This window comes from Sphingomonas ginsenosidivorax, from assembly GCF_007995065.1.
GTDB lineage: Bacteria > Pseudomonadota > Alphaproteobacteria > Sphingomonadales > Sphingomonadaceae > Sphingomonas > Sphingomonas ginsenosidivorax.
The window spans coordinates 3,761,984-3,782,494 of record NZ_VOQR01000001.1; the positions used below are offsets into that span (position 1 = coordinate 3,761,984).

General features: G+C 69.6%; 18 protein-coding genes. 10 read left to right on the forward strand and 8 right to left on the reverse strand.

The window, feature by feature from the left end:
• Nucleotides 1–22 precede the first annotated feature (22 nt).
• A complete protein-coding gene (locus FSB78_RS17335; protein ID WP_338419985.1) occupies nt 23–1,051 on the reverse strand; it encodes an alpha/beta hydrolase in 1,029 nt (342 codons plus the stop codon).
• 65 nt (nt 1,052–1,116) lie between these two features.
• On the opposite strand from FSB78_RS17335, the gene phaR reads away from it, so the two are divergent.
• Nucleotides 1,117–1,701 carry a polyhydroxyalkanoate synthesis repressor PhaR gene (phaR, locus tag FSB78_RS17340; RefSeq protein WP_147083785.1) on the forward strand — a complete coding sequence of 195 codons (585 nt, stop codon included), beginning with the start codon at nt 1,117–1,119 and terminating at the stop codon, nt 1,699–1,701.
• Nucleotides 1,701–1,886 carry a hypothetical protein gene (locus FSB78_RS17345; protein ID WP_147083786.1) on the forward strand — a complete coding sequence of 62 codons (186 nt, stop codon included), beginning with the start codon at nt 1,701–1,703 and terminating at the stop codon, nt 1,884–1,886. The genes phaR and FSB78_RS17345 overlap by 1 nt, the downstream gene beginning before the upstream one ends.
• A 45-nt stretch (nt 1,887–1,931) precedes the next feature.
• Here the strand turns inward: FSB78_RS17345 and FSB78_RS17350 are convergent, their stop codons facing one another.
• Genes FSB78_RS17350 through FSB78_RS17360 form a run of 3 tightly spaced genes read right to left on the reverse strand, consistent with a single transcriptional unit; the run spans nt 1,932 to nt 6,182 of the window.
• Entirely contained in the window at nt 1,932–3,404 is a 1,473-nt protein-coding gene (locus FSB78_RS17350; RefSeq protein ID WP_242008372.1) for a hypothetical protein, read from the reverse strand.
• Nucleotides 3,401–4,588, reverse strand: a complete 1,188-nt coding sequence (locus FSB78_RS17355; RefSeq protein WP_147083787.1) for a hypothetical protein — start codon at nt 4,586–4,588, stop codon at nt 3,401–3,403. Before FSB78_RS17355 ends, FSB78_RS17350 begins: the two co-directional genes overlap by 4 nt.
• Nucleotides 4,589–4,637: 49 nt before the next feature.
• Complete coding sequence (locus FSB78_RS17360; RefSeq protein ID WP_147083788.1) at nt 4,638–6,182, reverse strand: TadA family conjugal transfer-associated ATPase; 1,545 nt, start codon at nt 6,180–6,182, stop codon at nt 4,638–4,640.
• A gap of 96 nt (nt 6,183–6,278) precedes the next feature.
• Here FSB78_RS17360 and FSB78_RS17365 point away from each other — a divergent pair, with 96 nt between their 5' ends.
• Complete coding sequence (locus FSB78_RS17365; RefSeq protein WP_147083789.1) at nt 6,279–7,781, forward strand: S1C family serine protease; 1,503 nt, start codon at nt 6,279–6,281, stop codon at nt 7,779–7,781.
• On the opposite strand, the gene FSB78_RS17370 is transcribed toward FSB78_RS17365, so the two are convergent.
• Together FSB78_RS17370 and FSB78_RS17375 are read right to left on the reverse strand one after the other, a co-directional pair.
• On the reverse strand, nt 7,757–8,800 hold the full coding sequence (locus tag FSB78_RS17370; protein WP_147083790.1) for a bifunctional transcriptional activator/DNA repair enzyme AdaA: 1,044 nt from the start codon (nt 8,798–8,800) through the stop codon (nt 7,757–7,759). The genes FSB78_RS17365 and FSB78_RS17370 overlap by 25 nt on opposite strands.
• A gap of 248 nt (nt 8,801–9,048) precedes the next feature.
• Nucleotides 9,049–9,723: a dienelactone hydrolase family protein gene (locus tag FSB78_RS17375; protein ID WP_147083791.1), complete on the reverse strand. Its 675-nt coding sequence runs from the start codon at nt 9,721–9,723 to the stop codon at nt 9,049–9,051.
• 246 nt (nt 9,724–9,969) lie between these two features.
• Here FSB78_RS17375 and FSB78_RS17380 point away from each other — a divergent pair, with 246 nt between their 5' ends.
• The 6 genes from FSB78_RS17380 to FSB78_RS17405 all read left to right on the forward strand — a co-directional run bounded on the left by FSB78_RS17380 (nt 9,970) and on the right by FSB78_RS17405 (nt 15,497).
• Entirely contained in the window at nt 9,970–10,524 is a 555-nt protein-coding gene (locus FSB78_RS17380; protein WP_147083792.1) for a F0F1 ATP synthase subunit delta, read from the forward strand.
• 2 nt (nt 10,525–10,526) lie between these two features.
• Complete coding sequence (gene atpA, locus FSB78_RS17385) at nt 10,527–12,056, forward strand: F0F1 ATP synthase subunit alpha (RefSeq protein WP_147083793.1); 1,530 nt, start codon at nt 10,527–10,529, stop codon at nt 12,054–12,056.
• A gap of 127 nt (nt 12,057–12,183) precedes the next feature.
• Nucleotides 12,184–13,074 carry a F0F1 ATP synthase subunit gamma gene (locus FSB78_RS17390; protein WP_147083794.1) on the forward strand — a complete coding sequence of 297 codons (891 nt, stop codon included), beginning with the start codon at nt 12,184–12,186 and terminating at the stop codon, nt 13,072–13,074.
• Nucleotides 13,071–13,646, forward strand: coding sequence for a hypothetical protein (locus tag FSB78_RS17395; RefSeq protein WP_147083795.1), 576 nt, complete (start codon nt 13,071–13,073; stop codon nt 13,644–13,646). The genes FSB78_RS17390 and FSB78_RS17395 overlap by 4 nt, the downstream gene beginning before the upstream one ends.
• 4 nt (nt 13,647–13,650) lie before the next feature.
• Nucleotides 13,651–15,129 (forward strand): F0F1 ATP synthase subunit beta, encoded by a 1,479-nt coding sequence (gene atpD / locus FSB78_RS17400; RefSeq protein WP_147083796.1) that lies wholly within the window; start codon nt 13,651–13,653, stop codon nt 15,127–15,129.
• 116 nt (nt 15,130–15,245) lie between these two features.
• Entirely contained in the window at nt 15,246–15,497 is a 252-nt protein-coding gene (locus tag FSB78_RS17405) for an ATP synthase F1 subunit epsilon (protein WP_147083797.1), read from the forward strand.
• Nucleotides 15,498–15,590: 93 nt separating this feature from the next.
• On the opposite strand, the gene FSB78_RS17410 is transcribed toward FSB78_RS17405, so the two are convergent.
• Both FSB78_RS17410 and FSB78_RS17415 read right to left on the reverse strand, forming a co-directional pair.
• Nucleotides 15,591–17,759 (reverse strand): primosomal protein N', encoded by a 2,169-nt coding sequence (locus tag FSB78_RS17410; RefSeq protein ID WP_147083798.1) that lies wholly within the window; start codon nt 17,757–17,759, stop codon nt 15,591–15,593.
• Nucleotides 17,760–18,004: 245 nt separating this feature from the next.
• Nucleotides 18,005–19,465, reverse strand: coding sequence for a diguanylate cyclase domain-containing protein (locus tag FSB78_RS17415; RefSeq protein WP_147083799.1), 1,461 nt, complete (start codon nt 19,463–19,465; stop codon nt 18,005–18,007).
• Nucleotides 19,466–19,608: 143 nt separating this feature from the next.
• On the opposite strand from FSB78_RS17415, the gene FSB78_RS17420 reads away from it, so the two are divergent.
• Nucleotides 19,609–20,478, forward strand: coding sequence for a tyrosine recombinase XerC (locus FSB78_RS17420; protein WP_147084296.1), 870 nt, complete (start codon nt 19,609–19,611; stop codon nt 20,476–20,478).
• The last annotated feature ends 33 nt before the right edge of the window (nt 20,479–20,511 follow it).

A 20,511-nucleotide genomic window follows, 5' to 3' on the forward strand; every position in this document is an offset into this window, starting at 1 on the left:
CCGCGCTGCCTTGCGTGCGCCCTCAGGTGGCGCAGCTGCCGATCCAGGCGGCGAGCGGATCCCACAGGGCCGTGCGCGCGCGCCCGCCGACGATCATCCCTACATGGCCGAGCGCGAGGTCGCGGCGGTCGGACCACCCGATCGCGGTCGCGGGCGGCACGATGCGATCGATCAGCGACACGAACTCGACCGTCGGGCAGCCGAGCCGCAACGGATCGACCGGCGCGCCGCCGACGTGCCACCCCCCCTCGCCCGGACGATCGTCGACGATGCAGTCCTCGAACAGTGCACGCGCCGCCGCATAGGGAAGGGGGGCGCCGCTATTGGCCCAGTCCTCGAGCCGGACGAACGCGCGCGCGGCGGGACTGCCCGGTACCATCCCCGCGAACGCTTCGTATTTGGCGACCGTGCGCGCGGGGTCGATCTGCCAGAACGCCGCCTGCAGCACCTCGATCGGTACCAGGCCGAGCGCGGACGACCATGGCTTCGCCGCCGCCCACATCGCTGCCAGTGACGCGCGCGACGGCGCGTCGTAGCCGGTGAAGTGCCAGGGTGCGGCGATCGTCGCCAGCCCGGCGACCGGCATCAGCGCGGCCGCCGCGACCGCCAGCGTCCCGCCCAGGCAATAGCCGACCAGCACCGACGGTTCGCCCAGGCTGCGCAGCAACGGCACCAGCAGCGTCTCGACGTGCCCGGCGAGGTCCAGGTCGCGATCCTCCGCGCCGGGCGTCCCCCAGTCGATCAGCCAGGGATGCAGGCCTCTCGCGGCGAGCCAGCGCAGCAGCGACGTCTCGGGCGACAGATCGAGGATCCCGGGCGGGTTGATCAGCGAGGGGACGACGACCACCGCCGGGCCGGTGCCGCCATAATCGCGCAGCACCGCGCGGCCGACCTGCGCGGCGACCGGCATCGCCGGCATCGGCGAGTCGCGGGGCGCCTCCTGGTACGCGCGCAATCCGGCCAGCGCGCGGGTCAGGCGTCCGGCGTCGCGCGCGGTTTCGCGGCCCAGCATCGACAGGAACAGCGGCAGCGGGCGGGGCCCGTGCGGCACGGGCGCGTGTTGCGGTGCGTCATCAAAGATTGTACCCGTGGTTTCAAACACAAAAAGGGGGATCCATGAAAAAACAACCGGCAGCGGATGGCATCGTCGTCATCAAGAAATACGCCAATCGGCGGCTCTACAACACCGAAACCTCATCCTACATCACGCTGGAACATCTCGCCGCGATGACGCGCGAGGGTCGCGAGTTCAAGGTGCTCGACGCCAAGACCGATGAGGACATCACGCACAACGTGCTCACGCAGATCATCATGGAAGAGGAAAGCCGCGGCGAGACGATGCTGCCGGTCAACTTCCTGCGCCAGCTGATCGCGATGTACGGCGATTCGATGCAGGCGATGGTCCCGGGCTATCTCGAGGCGTCGATGGACAGTTTCCGTCGCAACCACGACCAGTTCAAGTCCGCGGTCGAGGGCGCGTTCGCCAACTCGCCCTTCGCCGAGATCGCCAAGCGCAACATCGCGATGTTCGAGACCGCGACCCAGGCGTTCGCGCCGGGTGCCACGCCCGCCGGGCCCGCGCCTGCCGCCGCAGCCTCGCCGTCGCCCCAGCCCGCCGCGTCGAACCAGGACGACGAGATCGCCGCCCTGCGCAACGAACTCGCCAGCCTGAAGGACAAGGTCGAGAAGCTCGGTCACTGATGGCGCCGTTGCTGTGGAGCGCGAGCGGCGGGTTCGCCGCGCTGGCCGTCGCAGCGGGGCTGGGCGACCGGCGCCGCCGCCGGCGCCGCGATCCTGACTCGGTCGGCTGGGTCGACTGGCCGACGGTGCAGATGCTCGCGCTGATCGCGCTCGCGGTCAGCGCCGGCCTCGCGCTCAAGACCTGACCGTCGGGGCCTGACCGTCGGGGCCTGACCGTCGGGGACTGACCGTCAGGGCCTGACGTAGCGCCGGTCGTTCCGCAGATAGACGACCATGTGCCACTTGCCGCGCGAGCGGGCGAAGACCCGGCGATAGTCGCGCGCCAGCGCCGCCTTCATCACGCGCACGGTGCCGGGGTTGTAGATCGTTGCGCGGCGGTCGGAGGTGACGACCAGCGGCGGCCGGCCGGCCATGATCCGGCGGACCTCGGTCGGCTGATCGACGCCGATCGCGCCCTGCTCGGTCGCATAGGCGAGCAGGTTGGGAAAGGCATAGGGCGTCGGCACGCACGTCCGTGCCAGGTGATACAGGATCGACGGGCCGACGAACACATAGGGGCACCCGCCGCCGCTGTTCGCCGCGACCACCGCGGCTACCGCGCGGGCGTCGTTGCGCTGGTCCGGCTGGGTCACCCGGTCGGCGATCAGGATCACGGCGGGCACGGCCAGCGCGAACGCGAGCAACCCGCGCGATCGGCCCAGCGCCGGCGCCGCCAGGATCGCCAGTGGCGCGACCAGCGGCAGGCCGTAATGATCGAAGAAGGTGCCGATCACCAGGAACCCGACCAGCGCGGCGGCGGTCCAGGCAAGAGCGATTCCCATCGTCTCGGCGGCCTGCCCGGCGCGCGGTCGGCGATGCCAGCTGACCGCGGCCGCGACCAGCAACGGCAGCAGCTGCCCCGCGATACCCGCCAGCCGGATCGCCAGCCGGCCGATCGGATACCCCGGACGCAGTGCGATCGACGTGACGTTGGCGAACCAGAACGCCGCGAACGCGGCGGGGCCCTTGGCGAGATACCAGCCGATCGCGGCGAGCGTCGGCGCCAGTCCCATCGCGGTCCACAGCAGCGCGGCGCCGCAGATCATGGCCGGCCGCGCGCCGGCGCGCCGCAGGAACCAGAGATGCGCGAGGCCGAACGCCGCCCCCTCGAACATCGGTGTGTATTTCAGCTGGATCGCGAGTCCGGCCAGCAGGCACGCGATCGTCCCGCTGGCGATGATCGCACCGACCCGCCCCAGTGCCGCCTTGGCCGGCAGCCGCAGCGTCAGCAGCGCGGCGACCGCCATCGGCAGATTGTAGAACACCGGCGCCTGCCCGCCGCCGCCGCTGAGCAGCGACAGGCCGGCAAGATACAGGATTCCCGCCGCGATCGCACCGCGCCGGTTCGCGCCGACCGTCGCCGCCGCCACCACGACGACCAGCGCCGTCCCCCAGGCGGCCAGCGTCGCGAGCAGTTGATAGGCGAGGATGCCGTCGCCTGGCAGCAGCCGGATCGCGGCAAACAGCGCGAACAGCCCCACCGGCTTGCGGTCCCACAGATCGATATAGGGTACCGCCCCGTGCAGCATGCGGTCGCCGACGAGCAGGTAATATTGCTCGTCCGCGTCGATCACCGGATTGCCGAAATCCCAGGCGCGGATCGCCAGTGCGACGAACAGGAGGACGAGCGCGATACCGCGGCGTCCCGACAGGAAAGGGGTCAATAAAAATTCCGCAGGGTGAGGGTGCGTTCCGCGCCGTCGCAGGTCGCCAGCCGTACCACGCGGCCCGGCGTGCCGACCGCCCAGGATGCGATCGGGCTGGTCGGATAATCGGCCGGGATGGCCACGCCGTCGATCCGGCAGATCGTGTCGCCCGCCGTCCACCCACCGGCGGCGGCCGGCCCGCCGCGCATGACGTGGAGGATCTTCAGCCGGTCGCGCTCGACGCCGACGAGCAACCCGCTGGTCGAGCGCAGCGGCGCGACTCCGGCCTTGGGTCCCGGCGCCAGGATCATCCGCCCCGCCGTGGGATCGAGCAGCACGCGGTAGGCCTGCAGGAAGCCCGAGCCGATGCGTCCCGCCGTCCCGATCGACTGCGAGAAGCCGCCCGGCGGTTCGATCCGCACTTCGACCGCATGCGAGGTCAGCTGGCCCAGGCGGATCGCGGGAACGATCGCGAGGCCGCTGACGGCCGGGCCGGCCAGCCCGAACGCGATCGTCGTGGTCGTCGGCAAGCGGGTCAGCCGCGCCGCCGTCCACCCCGCCTGCGTCACCGTGATCGACGACCCGTCGCCGGTATCGACCACCAAGGGCGCCAGCGCATGGCCGCCGAGCGTCGCCCGGCTTTCATACACCTGGCGCGTCGCAGAGACGGTCAGCGGCGCGGTCTGCCCGACGAACGGCATCCGCCCCGATCGCAGCAGGCGGAACCGCCGCCCCGCATAGTCGATGTCGAGCGCATAGGGTGCGAGCAGGTCGCGGCCGACGAGCAGGTCGACCGAATCGGCGCTGCCGGTGGCGATCGCGGGCAGGTCGGCGACGGTGACGCCGCCGCCGGTGCGCGTGACTCCCCCGATCGCCAGCGTCCGCGTCGGCATCCATTGCAGCGCGACCGATCCGCCGATCGCGGTCGCGGAGCCGCCGGCGACGACCTTGCGGGGCTGGATCGCAGGCGAGGTCTTGGCCAGCAGCGTATAGCTGACGCCGGTGTCGAGGATCGCGGTCACGGTGCGCCCGTCGATCTGCATCGCGAAGCGGATCTGGTTGCCGGGCGTGAGGTCGAACTTTACCCACCGCGCTTCGGTGTCGGTCGCCAGCCGCGCGATGCCGGGATCGCGGGCTCCCGGCGGCACGGGCGCACGCGCGCCGGTCAGGGCGAACAGGGCGAGCAGGATGGCAAAGCGCATGGCCTCGCCTAGCGGGTCGGCAGGACGGCGGTAAGCCCTCCGTTTCCGCCTAGAGGCACGCCTCGAGGAACGCCTGGTCGAACCCGAACTGCCGCGCCTTGTCGAGCGTGTACGGCCGCAGCCCCATCGACCGGTATTCGCCGACGATCTTGCCGTCGGCGCTCTCGTCGAGATATTCGAACTTGAAGAGCTCCTGCGTGACGATCACCGGGCCCTCCATCCCGATCACCTCGGTGATGTTGGTCACGCGGCGCGACCCGTCGCGCAGACGCTTCACCTGGATGATCAGCTCGACCGAATCGGCGATCTGGCGGCTGATGGCTTCCTTCGGCACCTTGATGTCCGACATCATCACCATGTTCTCCATACGCGCGAGCGCCTCGCGCGGGGAGTTGGCGTGGAGCGTACACATCGAACCGTCATGGCCCGTGTTCATCGCCGCGAGCATGTCGAAACACTCGGATCCACGAATTTCGCCCAGGATGATGCGATCCGGACGCATACGCAGCGCGTTCTTGACGAGGTCGCGGATGCTGATCTCGCCCTGGCCCTCGAGGTTGGCAGGCCGTGTCTCGAGCGGCAGCCAGTGCGGCTGCTGCAGCCTGAGTTCGGCCGCGTCCTCGATCGTCAGCACGCGCTCGCCCGGGTCGATCATCTTCGACAGCGCGTTGAGCATCGTCGTCTTGCCCGAACCGGTACCGCCCGAGATGACGACGTTGAACCGGCTGGCGCCCGCGATCTTCAGCGCAGTGGCCATCTTGGGGCTCATGCTGCCGAAGCCGGCCATCATGTCGAGCGTGATCGGCTTGGCGGAAAACTTACGAATCGAGATCGCGGTGCCGCGCAAGGACAGCGGCGGCACGATGACGTTGACGCGGCTGCCGTCCTTGAGGCGGGCGTCGGCGAGCGGCGAGGTCTGGTCGACGCGGCGGCCGACCGAGTTGACGATCCGCTGCGCGATCTGGAACAGATGCTCCTCGTCGCGGAACTGGATGGGTGCCAGCTCGAGCTTGCCCTTGCGCTCGACATAGGTCTGTTCGGGGCCGTTCACCATGATGTCGGTGATGTTCGGGTCGGACAGCAGTTCCTCGAGCGGCCCGAGGCCGAGCAGCTCGTCGACCAGCACCTTTTCCAGCGCGAACTGTTCGCGGCGGTTGAGCGTCAGCTTCAGCTCGGCGAGCACTTCGCCGATGATCGGGCGGAATTCCTCGGCGAGCTCGTCCTTGCCCAGCGTCGCCGCGGCCTCGGGATCGACTCGCTCCAGCAGGCGCGGAAGCACCTGTTCCTTGATCTTGTGGATCGACTGTTCGAAGCCCTCGACGCGGCTGTTGCCGGCCTCGCCGCTGGCGTTCTGGCGATCGGACAGCCGCTGCATCGCGTCCATCGCGCCTGCCGCCATGCTGCCGGGCATCGTCCCGGGCAGCTCGGTCTCGCCGGGCATCGGCAGCGAGTCGATCGGCGGGAACTGCGCGCCGCCGTCCGCATCGGGGCGCGGCGCTGCGGCCCCGCCACCCTGCATCGGGCGCGCCACGCCGAACGCCGGCCTGACCGGCGTTCCTCCATTCATCCCACTCCGACGCCCGAACGCACTCATGCCTAGTCCTTCATGGTTGGGAGCGGAGTAGGGCCGAAGCGTTGATAATCTATAAACCAGGTTCTCGTGGCGGGGGCGGCGGGATAGGGGAATCCCATGATCCTGCGCCTGCTTCTCCTCATCGGTCTCGTTTTCGGCGTCGCGGTGCCCGCGGCGGCCGACGACATCTCGGCGGCGGGGCGCGGCGTCGTGCGGATCGTCACGATCGCGGTCGTCGACGGGCAGGTCGTCGGGTTCGGCCATGGCAGCGGCTTCGCGATCGCGCCCAACCGAATCGTCACCAACGCGCACGTCGTCGATCTCGCCGAACGCTATCCCGACAATGTCGTGATCGGCGTCGTCCCCTCGGAAGGCGACAAATCCTATACCGGCCGCGTCATCGCCTATGATTCGCAGGCGGATTTGGCGCTGATCGAGTTCACCGGTGCGCGTCTGCCGCCGGCCGCGCTCTATACCGGCCCGGTGACGGAGGGCGATCCGGTGGTCTCGCTCGGCTTTCCCGGCAATGTCGACCTGGCGACCGCGCGCTCCGCGGCGGACTATATCAAGCCCATGTCGCCGGTGCGCTCGGAAGGCGTGTTCTCCGGGCGGCGCATCCTGACCAACGTCGAGGTGCTGCTGCACACGGCGAGCATCGCGCGCGGCAATTCGGGCGGGCCGCTGCTCGACCGGTGCGGACGCGTGATCGGGGTCAATTCCGCGATCACTCGCGGCGAGGAGGGCGACGCGACGTTCGGGTTCGCGATCGCCGATACCGAGCTGTCGACCTTCCTGCGCGAGGCGAAGCAGCCCTATGCCTCGGTCGGCACGCCCTGCACCTCGATCGAGGATCGGTTGCGGCAGGACAGCGATGCCGACGCGCGCGCGGTGACCGACGCCGCGGCGGCGCGGCGCGATGCGGCGACGCAGGCCGGGCTGGTCCGCGAGGCGGCGCTGGAGAAGGCGCGCGCCGCGGCACAGCGGGGACGCGAGAACGTGATGGCGGTGGCGGTGCTGCTGCTGGTAGCGGGTGCGCTGGCGCTCGGCGCGGCGGGGCTGTTCGAGACGCAGGGCGATCGGCGGCATGCGACCTGGGCGCTCGGCGGGGGCGCGGTCGAGATCGTCGTGGCGGTCATCGTCTTCGTGCTCAGGCCGTCGGGCGAGATCGACCTGCCGGCGACCCCGGCGGCGCAGGCGGCGATCGTCGCCAACGCCCCGCTGGGCAAGCTCGTCTGCCGGCTGGTGCCCGAGCGCAGCCGCCTGACGGTGTCGTCGAGCGAGGACGTGCCGCTGATCTGGGGCAAGGCCGGGTGCATGAACGGCAAGACGCAATATGTCGCCAATGCCGGGCGCTGGGAGCGCGTGCTGGTGCCGGATACCGAACAGAGCGTGTCGGTGCTGGCGTTCGATCCGGCGACGCGGACCTATGCCAACACCCGCTATCTGATGTCGGCGGCGGGGATGGCGACGGCGCGGACCGCGCGGGGCGATGCGGCGAAGGTCTGCACCACCGACGAGACCGCGCTCGCCAGGCTCGGCGCCGCGCAGGCCGCGGTCCGCGCGACGCTGCCGCCTTTGCCCAACGAAAAGCTCGTCTATTCCTGCGACCGGGCGCGCTGAGCCTCGGTCGCGAGCAGCGTACGCTTGCGGTCGAGGCCGTACGCATAGCCGCCGAGCGCCCCGCCGATCCGCTGCGCCCGGTGGCAGGGCACGATGATCGACACCGGGTTCTTGCCGCACGCGCTGCCCGCCGCGCGGACCGCCGCCGGATTGCCCGCGATCGCGGCTAACTCGCTGTAGGTCCGGGTCTCGCCGAGCGGGATCGTGCGCAGCGCCTGCCACACCGCCTCCTGGAACGCGGTACCGCGAACGTCGAGCGGCAGGTCCGCGTCGAGCCCGGGGGTCTCGACCTCCGCGACGACGCGCGCGGCGAGCGTGGCGAGCGCGTCGTCGGCCTCGGCGATCGTCGCGTTGGGGAAGCGTGCGTGCAGCGCCGCGTCATCCTCGTCGAACGAGACGCGGCACAGGCCCTTGTCGGTCGCGGCGACGAGCATGGGGCCGAGGCTGGTGGCGGCGACGGTCCAGCGGATCGTGACGCCCTCGCCGCCACGCGCCCAGGCGCTCGGTGCCATGCCGAGCCGTGTCGCGGCATTGGCGTAGAAGCGACTTGGGGCGGAGTAGCCCGCGTCGTAGATCGCATCGGTCACGCTCTTCTCCTCGGTCAGCGCGTCGGCGGCGCGGGTGCTCAGAAGCCCGCGGGCATAGGCGGCGGGGGTGACGCCGGTCGCACGCTTGAACAGGCGGTGGAAATGATGCGGCGCATAGCCGACCCGGGCGGCGAGCGTGTCGAGGTCGATGCGCTCCTCCGCGGCGTCGAGGATCGCCAGCGCCTCGGCAACCGCGATGCGGTCGCGGCCGACCTCGTCGGGCTTGCAGCGCAGGCAGGCGCGGTAGCCGGCATCGCGTGCCTGTGCGGGCCCTGGATAGAAGGTGACGTTGCGGCGATGCGGGTGCCGCGCAGGACAGCTCGGCTTGCAATAGATCCGCGTGGTATGAACCGCGACGACGAACCGGCCGTCCGCAGCGCGGTCTCGCGCGGCAAAGGAGGCCCAGGCGGACTCGGGATCGAGCGATGTCATCGGGGCGATCTACGCGCGATTCGCACACGCGGCATCCCGGCGCTTGCGCTCAAAGCGGCGCGAATGTTGACAATGTTGAGACGCCGACGCGGGTTTTGACGAAGTGCGACGCGCTGTGGACGGCGCGCGCCGATGCGACGCAGGCGGGGTTCGGGCGTGGGGATCCGACTCGGCATCCGCGGATGGTGTCAGACGTGGGGCGTGTAGGACAGGCTCCTCCAGGGCAGGGGAGGATGTCATGCGCCGCCCTACCCGCCGTTCGCCTGGAACAGCGCCAGCGTGCGCTCGCGCGCGAGCGTCGCGCTTTCCGGGCTGTAATCGTCGCGGCGGTCGGAATTGAAGCCGTGGCCGGCCTCGTAGACGTACACCGTCGCGTTGGGCCAATCCTTCGCGATCACCCGCTCGACGCCGTCCATCGGGATGCCGTGGTCGTTGCGGCCGAAATGGAGGATGACGGGCACCCTGGGTTCCTCGTCCGCGGCAGCGGGGATCATGCTGCCATAATAGCCGCTGGCGGCGGCGACGCCGGTCATCCGCGTCGCGGCGAACCAGGCGATCGAGCCGCCATAGCAATAGCCGACCACGAACACCGGCCCCTTGTCCTTCATCATGTCGACGCAGGTCTGGACGTCGGCGATGCTGGTCGCGACCGGATGGACGTCGCGCAGCTCGAGCGCGCGCTTGAACTCGGGACCGGTATAGCCGATCTCGAATCCGGGCTCTTCGCGGTCGTAGAGTGCCGGCGACAGCACCTCGTACCCGTGGGCGGCATAGCCCTCGCAGAGTTCGCGGATATGCTCGGTGACCCCGAAAATCTCCTGCACCAGCACGATACCGCCACGGCGTTTACCGGTCGGCTGCACGTGATAGACGCCGATGGTCGCGCCGTCGGACATCGTCATGGGTTTCATCGTGCCGGTCATGCCTGGTCCTTCGTCGCTGTCATTCCGCCCGGGGCTGTGCGGGATGGTGCGCTTATAGGGAGCGTGCGCGTCGCCGGAAGGGGACGGCCATGACAAAGCCGTCACGCTTCTGTCACAGCATCGCCCGCCCGGCTTGCATCCCCGGCGACCCGATGCTACCCGCGCCGCGTCCCGTGGAGAGGTGCTTTCGCGCCCTCTTCCCCCATGGGTCGGCTAATTTCGGTGCAGGCGAGGATTAAACGCTCCGTGGAGACATCCGGCGGTATTCAGGCGAGCTTAGGTGGGCGTTATGCGCTCGCCCTGTTCGAACTCGCGCGTGACGCGAAGGCAATCGACACGGTCGAGGCGAGCCTTGCGGCCGTGCGCGACGCGCTGGCGCAGTCGGACGAGTTCCGGGCGTTGACGACCAGCCCGATGGTGTCGCGCGGCGCGGCGGTGAAAGCCGTGTCCGCGGTCGCCGACTCGATCGGCATCGATGCGACCACGAAGAGCTTCCTCGGCGTGCTCGCCGAGAATCATCGTCTCGAAGCGCTGCCGAAGATCATCCGCGCGTTCCGGGCGCTCGCCGCCCGGCATCGCGGCGAAGTGAGCGCCGAGGTCGCCTCCGCGCATCCCCTGACCGACGAGCAGGTGATCGAGCTGAAGCATCAGCTCCGCCAGCGCGTCGGCCGCGAAGTCTCCGTCGACCTGTCGGTCGACCCTACGCTGCTGGGCGGACTCGTCGTCCGCGTCGGCAGCCAGATGATCGATAGCTCGATCAAGACCCGTTTGAACACGCTCGCGCAGGCGATGAAAGGCTGACCATGGATATCCGCGCCGCAGAAATCTCGAAGATCATCAAGGATCAGATCGCCAATTTCGGCACCGAGGCCCAGGTCAGCGAGACCGGCCAGGTGCTGAGCGTCGGCGACGGCATCGCGCGCATCTTCGGCCTCGACAACGTCCAGGCCGGCGAGATGGTCGAATTCTCGAACGGCGTGCAGGGCATGGCGCTCAACCTCGAGGCCGATAACGTCGGCGTCGTGATCTTCGGGAGCGATTCCGAGATCAAGGAAGGCGACATCGTCAAGCGCACCGGCACGATCGTCGACGTGCCGATCGGCAAGGAGCTGTTGGGGCGCGTCGTCGACGGTCTCGGCAACCCGATCGACGGCAAGGGCCCGATCGTCACCGCCGAGCGCAGCCGCGTCGAAGTCAAGGCACCGGGCATCATCCCGCGCCAGTCGGTCAGCGAGCCGGTCCAGACCGGCCTCAAGGCGATCGACGCGCTCGTCCCCGTCGGCCGTGGCCAGCGCGAGCTGATCATCGGCGATCGCCAGACCGGCAAGTCGGCCGTCGCGGTCGATGCGTTCATCAATCAGAAGACCGCGAACGCCGGCGACGACGAGTCGAAGAAGCTGTATTGCGTCTACGTCGCGATCGGCCAGAAGCGCTCGACCGTCGCGCAGCTCGTGAAGACGCTCGAAGAGAATGGCGCGATGGAATATTCCATCGTCGTCGCCGCGACCGCGTCGGACCCGGCGCCGCTCCAGTATCTCGCACCCTATACCGGCGTCGCGATGGGCGAGTATTTCCGCGATCGCGGCATGCACGCGCTGATCGTCTATGACGATCTGTCGAAGCAGGCCGTCGCCTATCGCCAGATGTCGCTGCTGCTGCGCCGCCCGCCGGGCCGCGAGGCCTATCCGGGCGACGTGTTCTATCTCCACAGCCGCCTGCTCGAGCGTGCGGCGAAGATGTCGGACGCGAACGGCGGCGGCTCGCTGACCGCGCTGCCGATCATCGAGACGCAGGCCGGCGACGTGTCGGCCTACATTCCGACCAACGTGATCTCGATCACCGACGGCCAGATCTTCCTCGAGACCGACCTGTTCTTCTCGGGCGTGCGCCCGGCGATCAACGTCGGCCTGTCGGTCAGCCGCGTCGGCTCGGCCGCACAGACCAAGGCGATGAAGAAGGTGTCGGGCTCGATCAAGCTCGAGCTCGCGCAGTACCGCGAGATGGCGGCGTTCGCGCAGTTCGGGTCGGACCTCGACGCGTCGACGCAGAAGCTGCTCAACCGCGGCGCACGCCTGACCGAGCTGCTCAAGCAGGGCCAGTTCTCGCCGCTGCCGTTCGAGGAGCAGACCGTGTCGATCTTCGCTGGCACCAGCGGCTATCTCGACACCGTGCCGGTCGCCGACGTGACCCGCTACGAGGCGGCGCTGCTCGCCGACATGCGGTCGAACCATGCCGACGTGCTGGCGATGATCCGCGACACGCGCGACCTGGGCAACGACACCAAGGCCAAGCTGGTCGAGGCGCTCAAGGCGTTTGCAAAGACGTTTGCATAAGTAACCCTCCGTCACCCTGAACTTGGTTCAGGGTCCATCTTTCCCCAGGCGGCGGTGTCGCGGTCGGACAGGTGGATGCTGAACCAAGTTCAGCATGACGGGCTTCAACACGCGGTGACGAACGACAATGGCATCACTTAAGGCCCTCAAGATCCGCATCGGCTCGGTGAAGTCGACGCAGAAGATCACCAAGGCGATGAAGATGGTCGCCGCCGCGAAGCTGCGCCGTGCGCAGGACGCGGCGGTCGCCGGGCGCCCCTACGCCGAGCGTCTGGAAGCGGTGATGGCGAGCCTCGCCGGCCGCGTCGGCATCGCGCCGGGCGCGTCGCCGCTGCTCGCGGGCACCGGCAAGGACCAGGTCCATCTGATCGTCATCGCGACGTCGGAGCGCGGCCTCGCCGGTGCGTTCAACACCAACATCGTGCGCGCCGCACGCCGCAAGGCCGAGGAACTGATCGCGGCCGGCAAGACCGTGAAGTTCTACATCGCCGGCAAGAAGGGCCGCGTGATCCGCCGCTTCTACCCGAACGCGATCCTCGCCGATCACGAGATGGGCGGGATCAAGAAGCTCGCGTTCAGCGACGCGCAGGAAATCTCCAACGACCTGATCCACCGCTTCGGCGAGGGCCAGTTCGACGTCGCGCACCTGTTCTTCGCGAAGTTCGTCTCCGCGCTGGTGCAGGAGCCGACCGGCATCCAGATCGTGCCGGTGCCGCTGTCGTCGATCCCCGGCGCCGAGGGCAAGGCCGGAGCCGCGACCGCGGTAACCGAATATGAGCCGAGCGAAGAGGCGATCCTCGCCGACCTGCTGCCACGCAACGTCGCGATCCAGATCTTCCGCGCGCTGCTCGAAAACGCCGCGTCGGAGCAGGGCTCGCGCATGAACGCGATGGACAACGCCACGCGCAACGCCGGCGACATGATCAACCGTCTGTCGATCCAGTATAACCGCACGCGCCAGGCCGCGATCACGACCGAGCTGGTCGAGATCATCTCGGGGGCCGAAGCGCTGAAATGAGGGCGGCGATCGCCTTGATCCTGACGGCGACGCTGGCGGGCTGCGGCAAGCCGGCGCCGTCGGTGCACGAGCAGGAGGCGGCCAAGGTCGCCTCGGTCTCCACGCTCTCGGGCTGGGACCGGCTGTTCGCGTCGCCGCAAGAGACGGTCGGTGCGATCAACCAGGCGGGGTTCGGGCTCGGCGCCTATGCCGGCGACGGTGAGGGTTTCGCCGCAAGCGGCCAGCCGCGGATGTATTCGAACTCGAACGCCAAGGTGCCGAACACCGTCCGCGTGGACGTGGTCGGGACGGCGGACGCGATCGACACCGTGACCTATGCGCTGGCGCTGACCGACGACGCCGATGCGACGACCGCGCGGATGCGTCTGGCGCAGACCGTCGGCGAGTTTCTCGGCCGCTTCAAGATCAAGGCCGATCCCCGGCTGCTGAAGGCGATCCGCCTCGGCACGCCGCTCGACCAGCCCCCGGCGCGCGTCGCGCTGGTGGCCGCCGCCAACGGTGCGCCCGCGCGCATCGACGTGACTTTTACCCGTTCCGCGGCTACCGCGAACACCACCAAGACCCAAGGATAGTGTGATGGCAACCGCCGCTGAAGACATCCGCCCGACCGCGGGCTCCGCCACCAACAACACCGGCCGCGTGACGCAGGTCATCGGTGCCGTCGTCGACGTGCACTTTCCCGACAATTTGCCCGCCATTCTGAGCGCGCTGGAAACCGACAACAACGGCAACCGGCTGGTGCTCGAAGTCGCGCAGCATCTTGGCGAGAACACGGTTCGCACGATCGCGATGGACGCGACCGAGGGTCTGCGTCGCGGCCAGACCGTGACCGACACCGGCTCGCAGATCCGCGTGCCCGTCGGCCCGAAGACGCTGGGGCGCATCCTCAACGTCATCGGCGAGCCGATCGACGAGCGCGGCCCCGTCGGCGCAGAGACCACCGCCCCGATCCACGCATCGGCGCCTTTGTTCGTCGACCAGTCGACCGAGAGCGCGATCCTCGTCACGGGCATCAAGGTCATCGACCTGCTCGCACCCTATGCAAAGGGCGGCAAGATCGGCCTGTTCGGCGGCGCCGGCGTTGGCAAGACCGTGCTGATCCAGGAGCTGATCAACAACATCGCCAAGGGCCACGGCGGCACCTCGGTGTTCGCGGGCGTCGGCGAGCGTACCCGCGAGGGCAACGATCTGTACCACGAGTTCCTCGACGCAGGCGTCATCGCCAAGGATGCCGACGGTAACCCGCAGTCGGAGGGCTCGAAGGTCGCGCTCGTATTCGGCCAGATGAACGAGCCGCCGGGCGCCCGCGCCCGCGTCGCGCTGTCGGGCCTGACGATCGCCGAGTATTTCCGCGACGTCGAGGGCCAGGACGTGCTGTTCTTCGTCGACAACATCTTCCGCTTCACGCAGGCGGGCGCGGAGGTGTCGGCCCTGCTCGGCCGCATCCCGTCGGCGGTGGGCTATCAGCCGACGCTGTCGACCGACATGGGCGCGTTGCAGGAGCGCATCACCTCGACGAACAAGGGCTCGATCACCTCGGTGCAGGCCGTGTACGTCCCCGCGGACGATCTCACCGATCCGGCGCCGGCGACGTCGTTCGCGCATCTCGATGCGACGACCAACCTCAACCGCGCGATCTCGGAGCTGGGCATCTACCCGGCGGTCGATCCGCTCGATTCGACCTCGCGTCTGCTCGAGCCGCGCGTCGTCGGCCAGGAGCATTACGACACCGCGCGTGCCGTCCAGTCGACGCTGCAGAAGTACAAGTCGCTGCAGGACATCATCGCGATCCTCGGCATGGACGAGCTGAGCGAAGAGGATAAGCTGACCGTGCAGCGTGCACGGAAAATCCAGCGCTTCCTCAGCCAGCCGTTCCACGTCGCCGAGGTCTTCACCGGCATCAGCGGCAAGTTCGTCCAGCTCGAAGACACGATCCGCTCGTTCAAGGCGGTGGTCGAGGGTGAGTACGACCACCTGCCCGAGAGCGCGTTCTACATGGTCGGCGGCATCGACGAAGCCGTCGCCAAGGCCGAGAAGATGGCCGCCGAGGCGTAAGCCAATATTCCCCTCCCGCTTGCGGGAGGGGTTAGGGGAGGGCCTGTAACGCCGTCCCCTGCTGACAGGCCCTCCCCCAGCCCCTCCCGCAAGCGGGAGGGGAGCGAGACAAGACAATGCTGCACTTCGAACTCGTCACGCCAGAAAAGCTCGTCCGGTCGGAGGAGGTCTACATGGTCGTCGTCCCCGGCACCGAAGGCGATTTCGGCGTGCTGGAGGGGCATGCGCCGTTCATGTCTACGGTCCGCGACGGCGCGCTGCAGCTGTTCCGCACGCAGGGCGGCGCGGCCGAGACGATCGCGATCCGCGGTGGCTTCGCCGAGGTCAATGCCGCCGGCCTGACCGTGCTCGCCGAAAGCGCGGGATAACACCTTCGTGCTCCTGCGTAGGCAGGAGCCCAGGATCAAGCAGCGCTGCGTACCGTAACCCTGGGTTCCTGCCTGCGCAGGAACACCGCGGCGCTACAAAAAACTATACGGGTCGACGTCCACCGTCACCCGCGCCTTCGACGGCCAGTCGAGCTTCCCCAGCCAGTCCCGGATCACGTCCTGCACGTCGAGCGCACGCTTCGCATGCACCAGCAGCCGGTAGCGATGCCGCCCGCGCAGCATCGCCAGTGGTGCGGGTGCGGGGCCATAGACGTGCATGCCGTCGACCTCGGGCGCGCTGCGGCCGACCAGCCGCGCGACGTCATTCGCACAACCCTGGTCCTCCGACGACACGATGATCGCGGCGTAGCGACCGAAGGGCGGCGCGCCGGCATCCCGCCGCGCCTCGGTTTCGGCTTCGTAGAAGGCGTCGGCATCGCCGGTGATCAGCGCCTGCATCACCTGCGCCTTGGGGCTGTGCGTCTGGATGAAGACGTGGCCGGGCTTGGCGCCGCGCCCGGCGCGCCCCGACACCTGTCGGATCTGCTGGAAGGTGCGCTCCGCCGCGCGCAGATCGCCGCCGTCGAGGCCGAGATCGGCGTCGACGACACCGACCAGAGTCAGGTTGGGGAAGTGGTAGCCCTTGGTGACAAGCTGCGTGCCGACGACGATGTCGATGTCGCCGGCCTCCATCCGCCCGACGAACTCGGCGGCCTTGGCGGGCGACCAGATCGTGTCGGAGGTGACGACCGCGGTCTTGGCGGTCGGGAACAGCGCGGTGACCTCGTCGGCGATGCGCTCGACGCCCGGGCCGCACGCCACCAGCGTGTCCTCGCCCTGGCATTCGGGGCAGACGCGCGGGGTCGGCTCGATATGCCCGCAATGATGGCAGGCGAGCCGCCGCGTCAGCCGGTGCTCGACCATCCAAGCGGTGCAATTGGGGCACTGGAACCGGTGGCCGCAGGTGCGGCATAGCGTCAGCGGCGCATAGCCGCGGCGGTTGAGGAACAGCAGCGACTGTTCGCGCTTCTCCAGATTGGCCTCGAGCGCCTTGACCAGCCGGGGTGCCAGCCAGCGGCCGCGCTCGGGCGGTTCCTGGATCAGGTCGATCGGCTCGATCGTCGGCATCTCGGCGACGCCGAACCGGCCGGGGAGCTTGAGTTCGGCATAGCGGCCGGTCGCGACCTGCTGCCGCGTCTCGATCGCGGGGGTCGCCGACGCGAGGATCACCGGGCATTCCTCGAACAGCCCGCGCATCACCGCGACGTCGCGCGCATGATAATGGACGCCGTCCTCCTGCTTGAAGCTGGTCTCGTGCGCCTCGTCGACGACGATCAGGCCGAGATTGGCGTAAGGAAGGAACAGCGCCGAGCGCGCGCCGACCGTCACCAGCGCCTCGCCGCTCGCGATCGCGCGCCATGCGCGGCGGCGCTGGGTCGAGCGCAGGCCCGAATGCCACGCGACCGGCTCGACGCCGAAGCGGTCGTGGAAGCGTTTCAGGAACGGCTCGGTCAGCGCGATCTCGGGGAGCAGCACGATCGTCTGGCGCCCGTCGCGGATCGCCTGCGCCACCGCCTCGAAATAGACCTCGGTCTTGCCCGAGCCGGTGACGCCGTCGAGCAGGGTCGGTTTGAACGCATGGTCGCGGACGCCAGCGACGAGCACGTCGGCGGCGGCGCGCTGGTCGTCCGACAGGATCGGCTGGTGATGATCGGGGTCGGGCACCGGATAGGCGCTGTCGATATCGACCTCGACCGCCTCGATCGCGCCCGACTTGACCAGCCCGCGGATCACCGCGTCGCTGACGTCGGCGATCGTTGCCAGCTCGCGGATCAGCCCCTGGCGGTCGGCGATCCGCTCCAGCGCCTGCTCGCGCTGCGGGGTGAGGCGCGGCGGCACGACCCCGGTCGCGCGATATTCGATCGCGGTCCGCGCGCCTTCGAGCGCGGAGGTCGAGGCGAGCGTCATCCGCAGCACGCTGGCGGGCGCGGCGAGATAATAGTCCGCGGTCCATTCGACCAGCCGGCGCAAGGGCGCGCGGATCGGCGGCGCGTCGGCGACCGCGAGCAGGTTGCGCAGGCGATTGTCGCCGACCTCGGCGTCGGACGGCATCCGCTCGGCCTCCCACGCGACGCCGAGCAGCTGGCGGGGGCCCAGCGGCGCGACGACGATCGAGCCGGGCTCGACCGTCATGCCGGCCGGCACGCGGTAGTCGAGGGGCCCGAGGGCGGCGTTGAGGATCAGGATGCGGGCGCGGGACATGTGCGCGCTATATGGGGGCGGATCGGCGCCAGGTGAACCGCGATTGTCGCGCGCGCCGCCGGGGTGTCCGCGTCCTGCGGTTGCGAGCGTGCTCAACTTCCCGCTCCCCGCCTCCCGTCATCCCAGCGAAGGCTGGGATCTCCCGCGGTGAACGCGGCACATCAGCCACGGGAGACCCCAGCCTTCGCTGGGGTGACGAACAGGAGAGGGCACGTATCCGGAAGAGCCGCGCCCCGGGGTCGCCGCTACGCCGCGTCCTGTCCCACGGTGCGCCGCCGTTCGCCCACCCGCTCGCGCTTGGCCGCATAGAGGCTCGTATCGGCGCGGTGGACGAAGTCGCGGATGCTGTGGCAGTCGCGATCGAACGTCGCGATCCCGACGGTGCCCGCGCTGACCAGAGAGAGCCCGCCGGCCTCGACCGGCACGCAGAGCGACTCCTCGAGCCGCGCACGCAGCCAGGCCGGGTCCGCGGTCAGATACGCGTCCTCGACGATCACCGCGAACTCGTCGCCGCCCAGCCGCGCGGCGACGCTGCCGTTCAGCCACGGCGCGCCCAGGCTGCGGCCGACCCCGCGCAGCACGTCGTCGCCGGCGGTATGGCCGAGCGTGTCGTTGATCGCCTTGAACCCGTCCAGGTCGACCAGCGCGAGCAGCAGCGGCGTGTGTTCCGCACCGGCGCGCGTCATCGCCGCATCGAGCGCGCGTTCGAACGCCGCGCGGTTGGCGAGACCGGTCAGCGAATCGGTATCCGCCAGCAGCCGCAGCCGGGTTTCGAGCGCATGGCGTTCGGTGACGTCCTGGAACACGCCGACCAGGGCCGCCGGGGCCCCGTCGATCGTCTCGCGCTCGCCGAGCAGGCGGACGCGGCGCAGTTCGGCCTGCGCGGTCAGGAAATCGACCTCGAGTTCGAACGGGTCGCCGTGTTCGACCGCGGTCGCGATCGCGTCGGCGACGTGCTCGCGGGCATGCGGTGGATAGAAGGCCAGCGCGTCGTCCATCGACGGCATCCGCCCGACCGGCAGCCCGTGAATCCGGTAGACGCCGTCGGACCATTCGACGACATCGTCGTCCAGCGACATCCGCCACGATCCGATCGCCGCCATCCGCTCCGCCTGGCGGAAGATCCGGTCCTGGCGCGACAGCGCGGCGGCCTGGCGATCGGCGGTGGTAGCAATGGTCAGCGCCTTCTGCGCCGCGGTCCGCGCGGCGATCATCACTTCGGCGAGAGTCGCCAGGTGCATCAGCGCGCGGCGTCCGTCGGCGTCGAGCGAGCGCGGCGCATCGTCGATCACGCAGATCGCGCCGATCGCGTGGCGTTCGCCTTCGCTGCCGATCGCGTGGATCGGTGCGCCGGCGTAGAAGCGCACGCCGGTCTCGCCGGCGACCAGCGGGTTGTCGACGAACCGGATATCGTCGCGGGCGTCGGGGATGACCATCGGCTGCGTGCCGCGGATCGTGTGATCGCAGAACGCCATGCCCCGCGGTATCTCGCGCGGCGCGAACCCCTCGGCCGCCTTGATCCATTGGCGGTCGCGGTCGATCAGCGTCAGCAACGCGGTGGGCGCGTGCAGCATCTGTGCGGCGAGCGCCACCAGCGCATCGAACTCGCGCTCGGGTTCGGAGTCGAGCAGGGCCAGCGCGTTGAGCGTGGCGAGGCGCCGCGCCTCGTCGAGACGCGCGGGTTCGCTGGGATCGATAGGGACCATGTCGGCGCTATACATGATCCACGTTAATTTTCTTTAATAGACGCAGGCGCTAGCGTCGGCGGATGGAGATTGTCGCGCCCGACCTGCCCCGATCCCCGCCGGATGCCCCGCGCGATGCCGTGTCCGATACCCTGCCCGCATCGATGCTGTGGGCCGAGCATCTGACGCGCGATCGCCGCCGGTCGGTCCACACGGTGCGCGCCTACCGCGCCTCGGCGGAGCGGCTGGTCGCGTTCCTCGGCGCGCATTGGGGCGAACGAATCGAGCGGGCGACTCTGGCGCGCGCGACCGCGGCGGATCTGCGCGCCTATCTCGCGCACCGCCGCGGGGAGGGGCTGGGCAACGCGTCGGCGGCGCGCGAACTGTCGGCGGTACGCGGGTTCCTCGCCTGGGCGAATGCCGATGCGGACGCGCCGCGGCTGCGCGGGCCGCGGGTCAAGGCCGGAGTGCCGCGGCCGGTGTCGCCGGCCGACGCGGTCGCGCTCGCCGAGGAGGTGGCGGACGATGCCGCCGAACCCTGGATCGGCGCGCGCGACTGGGCGGTGTTGCTGCTGCTCTACGGCGCGGGCCTGCGGATCGGCGAGGCGATGGCGCTGACCGGCGCGGTGCTGCCGCTCGGCGAGACGCTCGTCGTGACGGGCAAGCGCGCGAAGACGCGGGTGGTGCCGCTGTTGCCGCAGGTGCGCCGCGCGATCGAGGCCTATGTCGCGCAGGTGCCCTGGCCGCTCGGGCGCGACACTATGCTATTTCGCGGCGCGAAGGGCGGGCCGCTGGCGGCGGGCGTGGTCCGGCGGTCGGTGCAGGCGGCGCGGGGGCGGCTGGGGCTCGGCGACCGCACCACGCCGCATGCGCTGCGCCACAGCTTCGCGACGCATCTGCTGGGGCGCGGCGCGGATCTGCGCGCGCTGCAGGAATTGCTGGGGCATGCCAGCCTCAGCTCGACGCAGGTCTATACCGCGGTCGATGCGGCGCATCTGATGGACGTCTATCGAAACGCCCACCCGCGGGCCTGATCGCCCCGCGCTGGCCCGCACTGGTCCACTTGG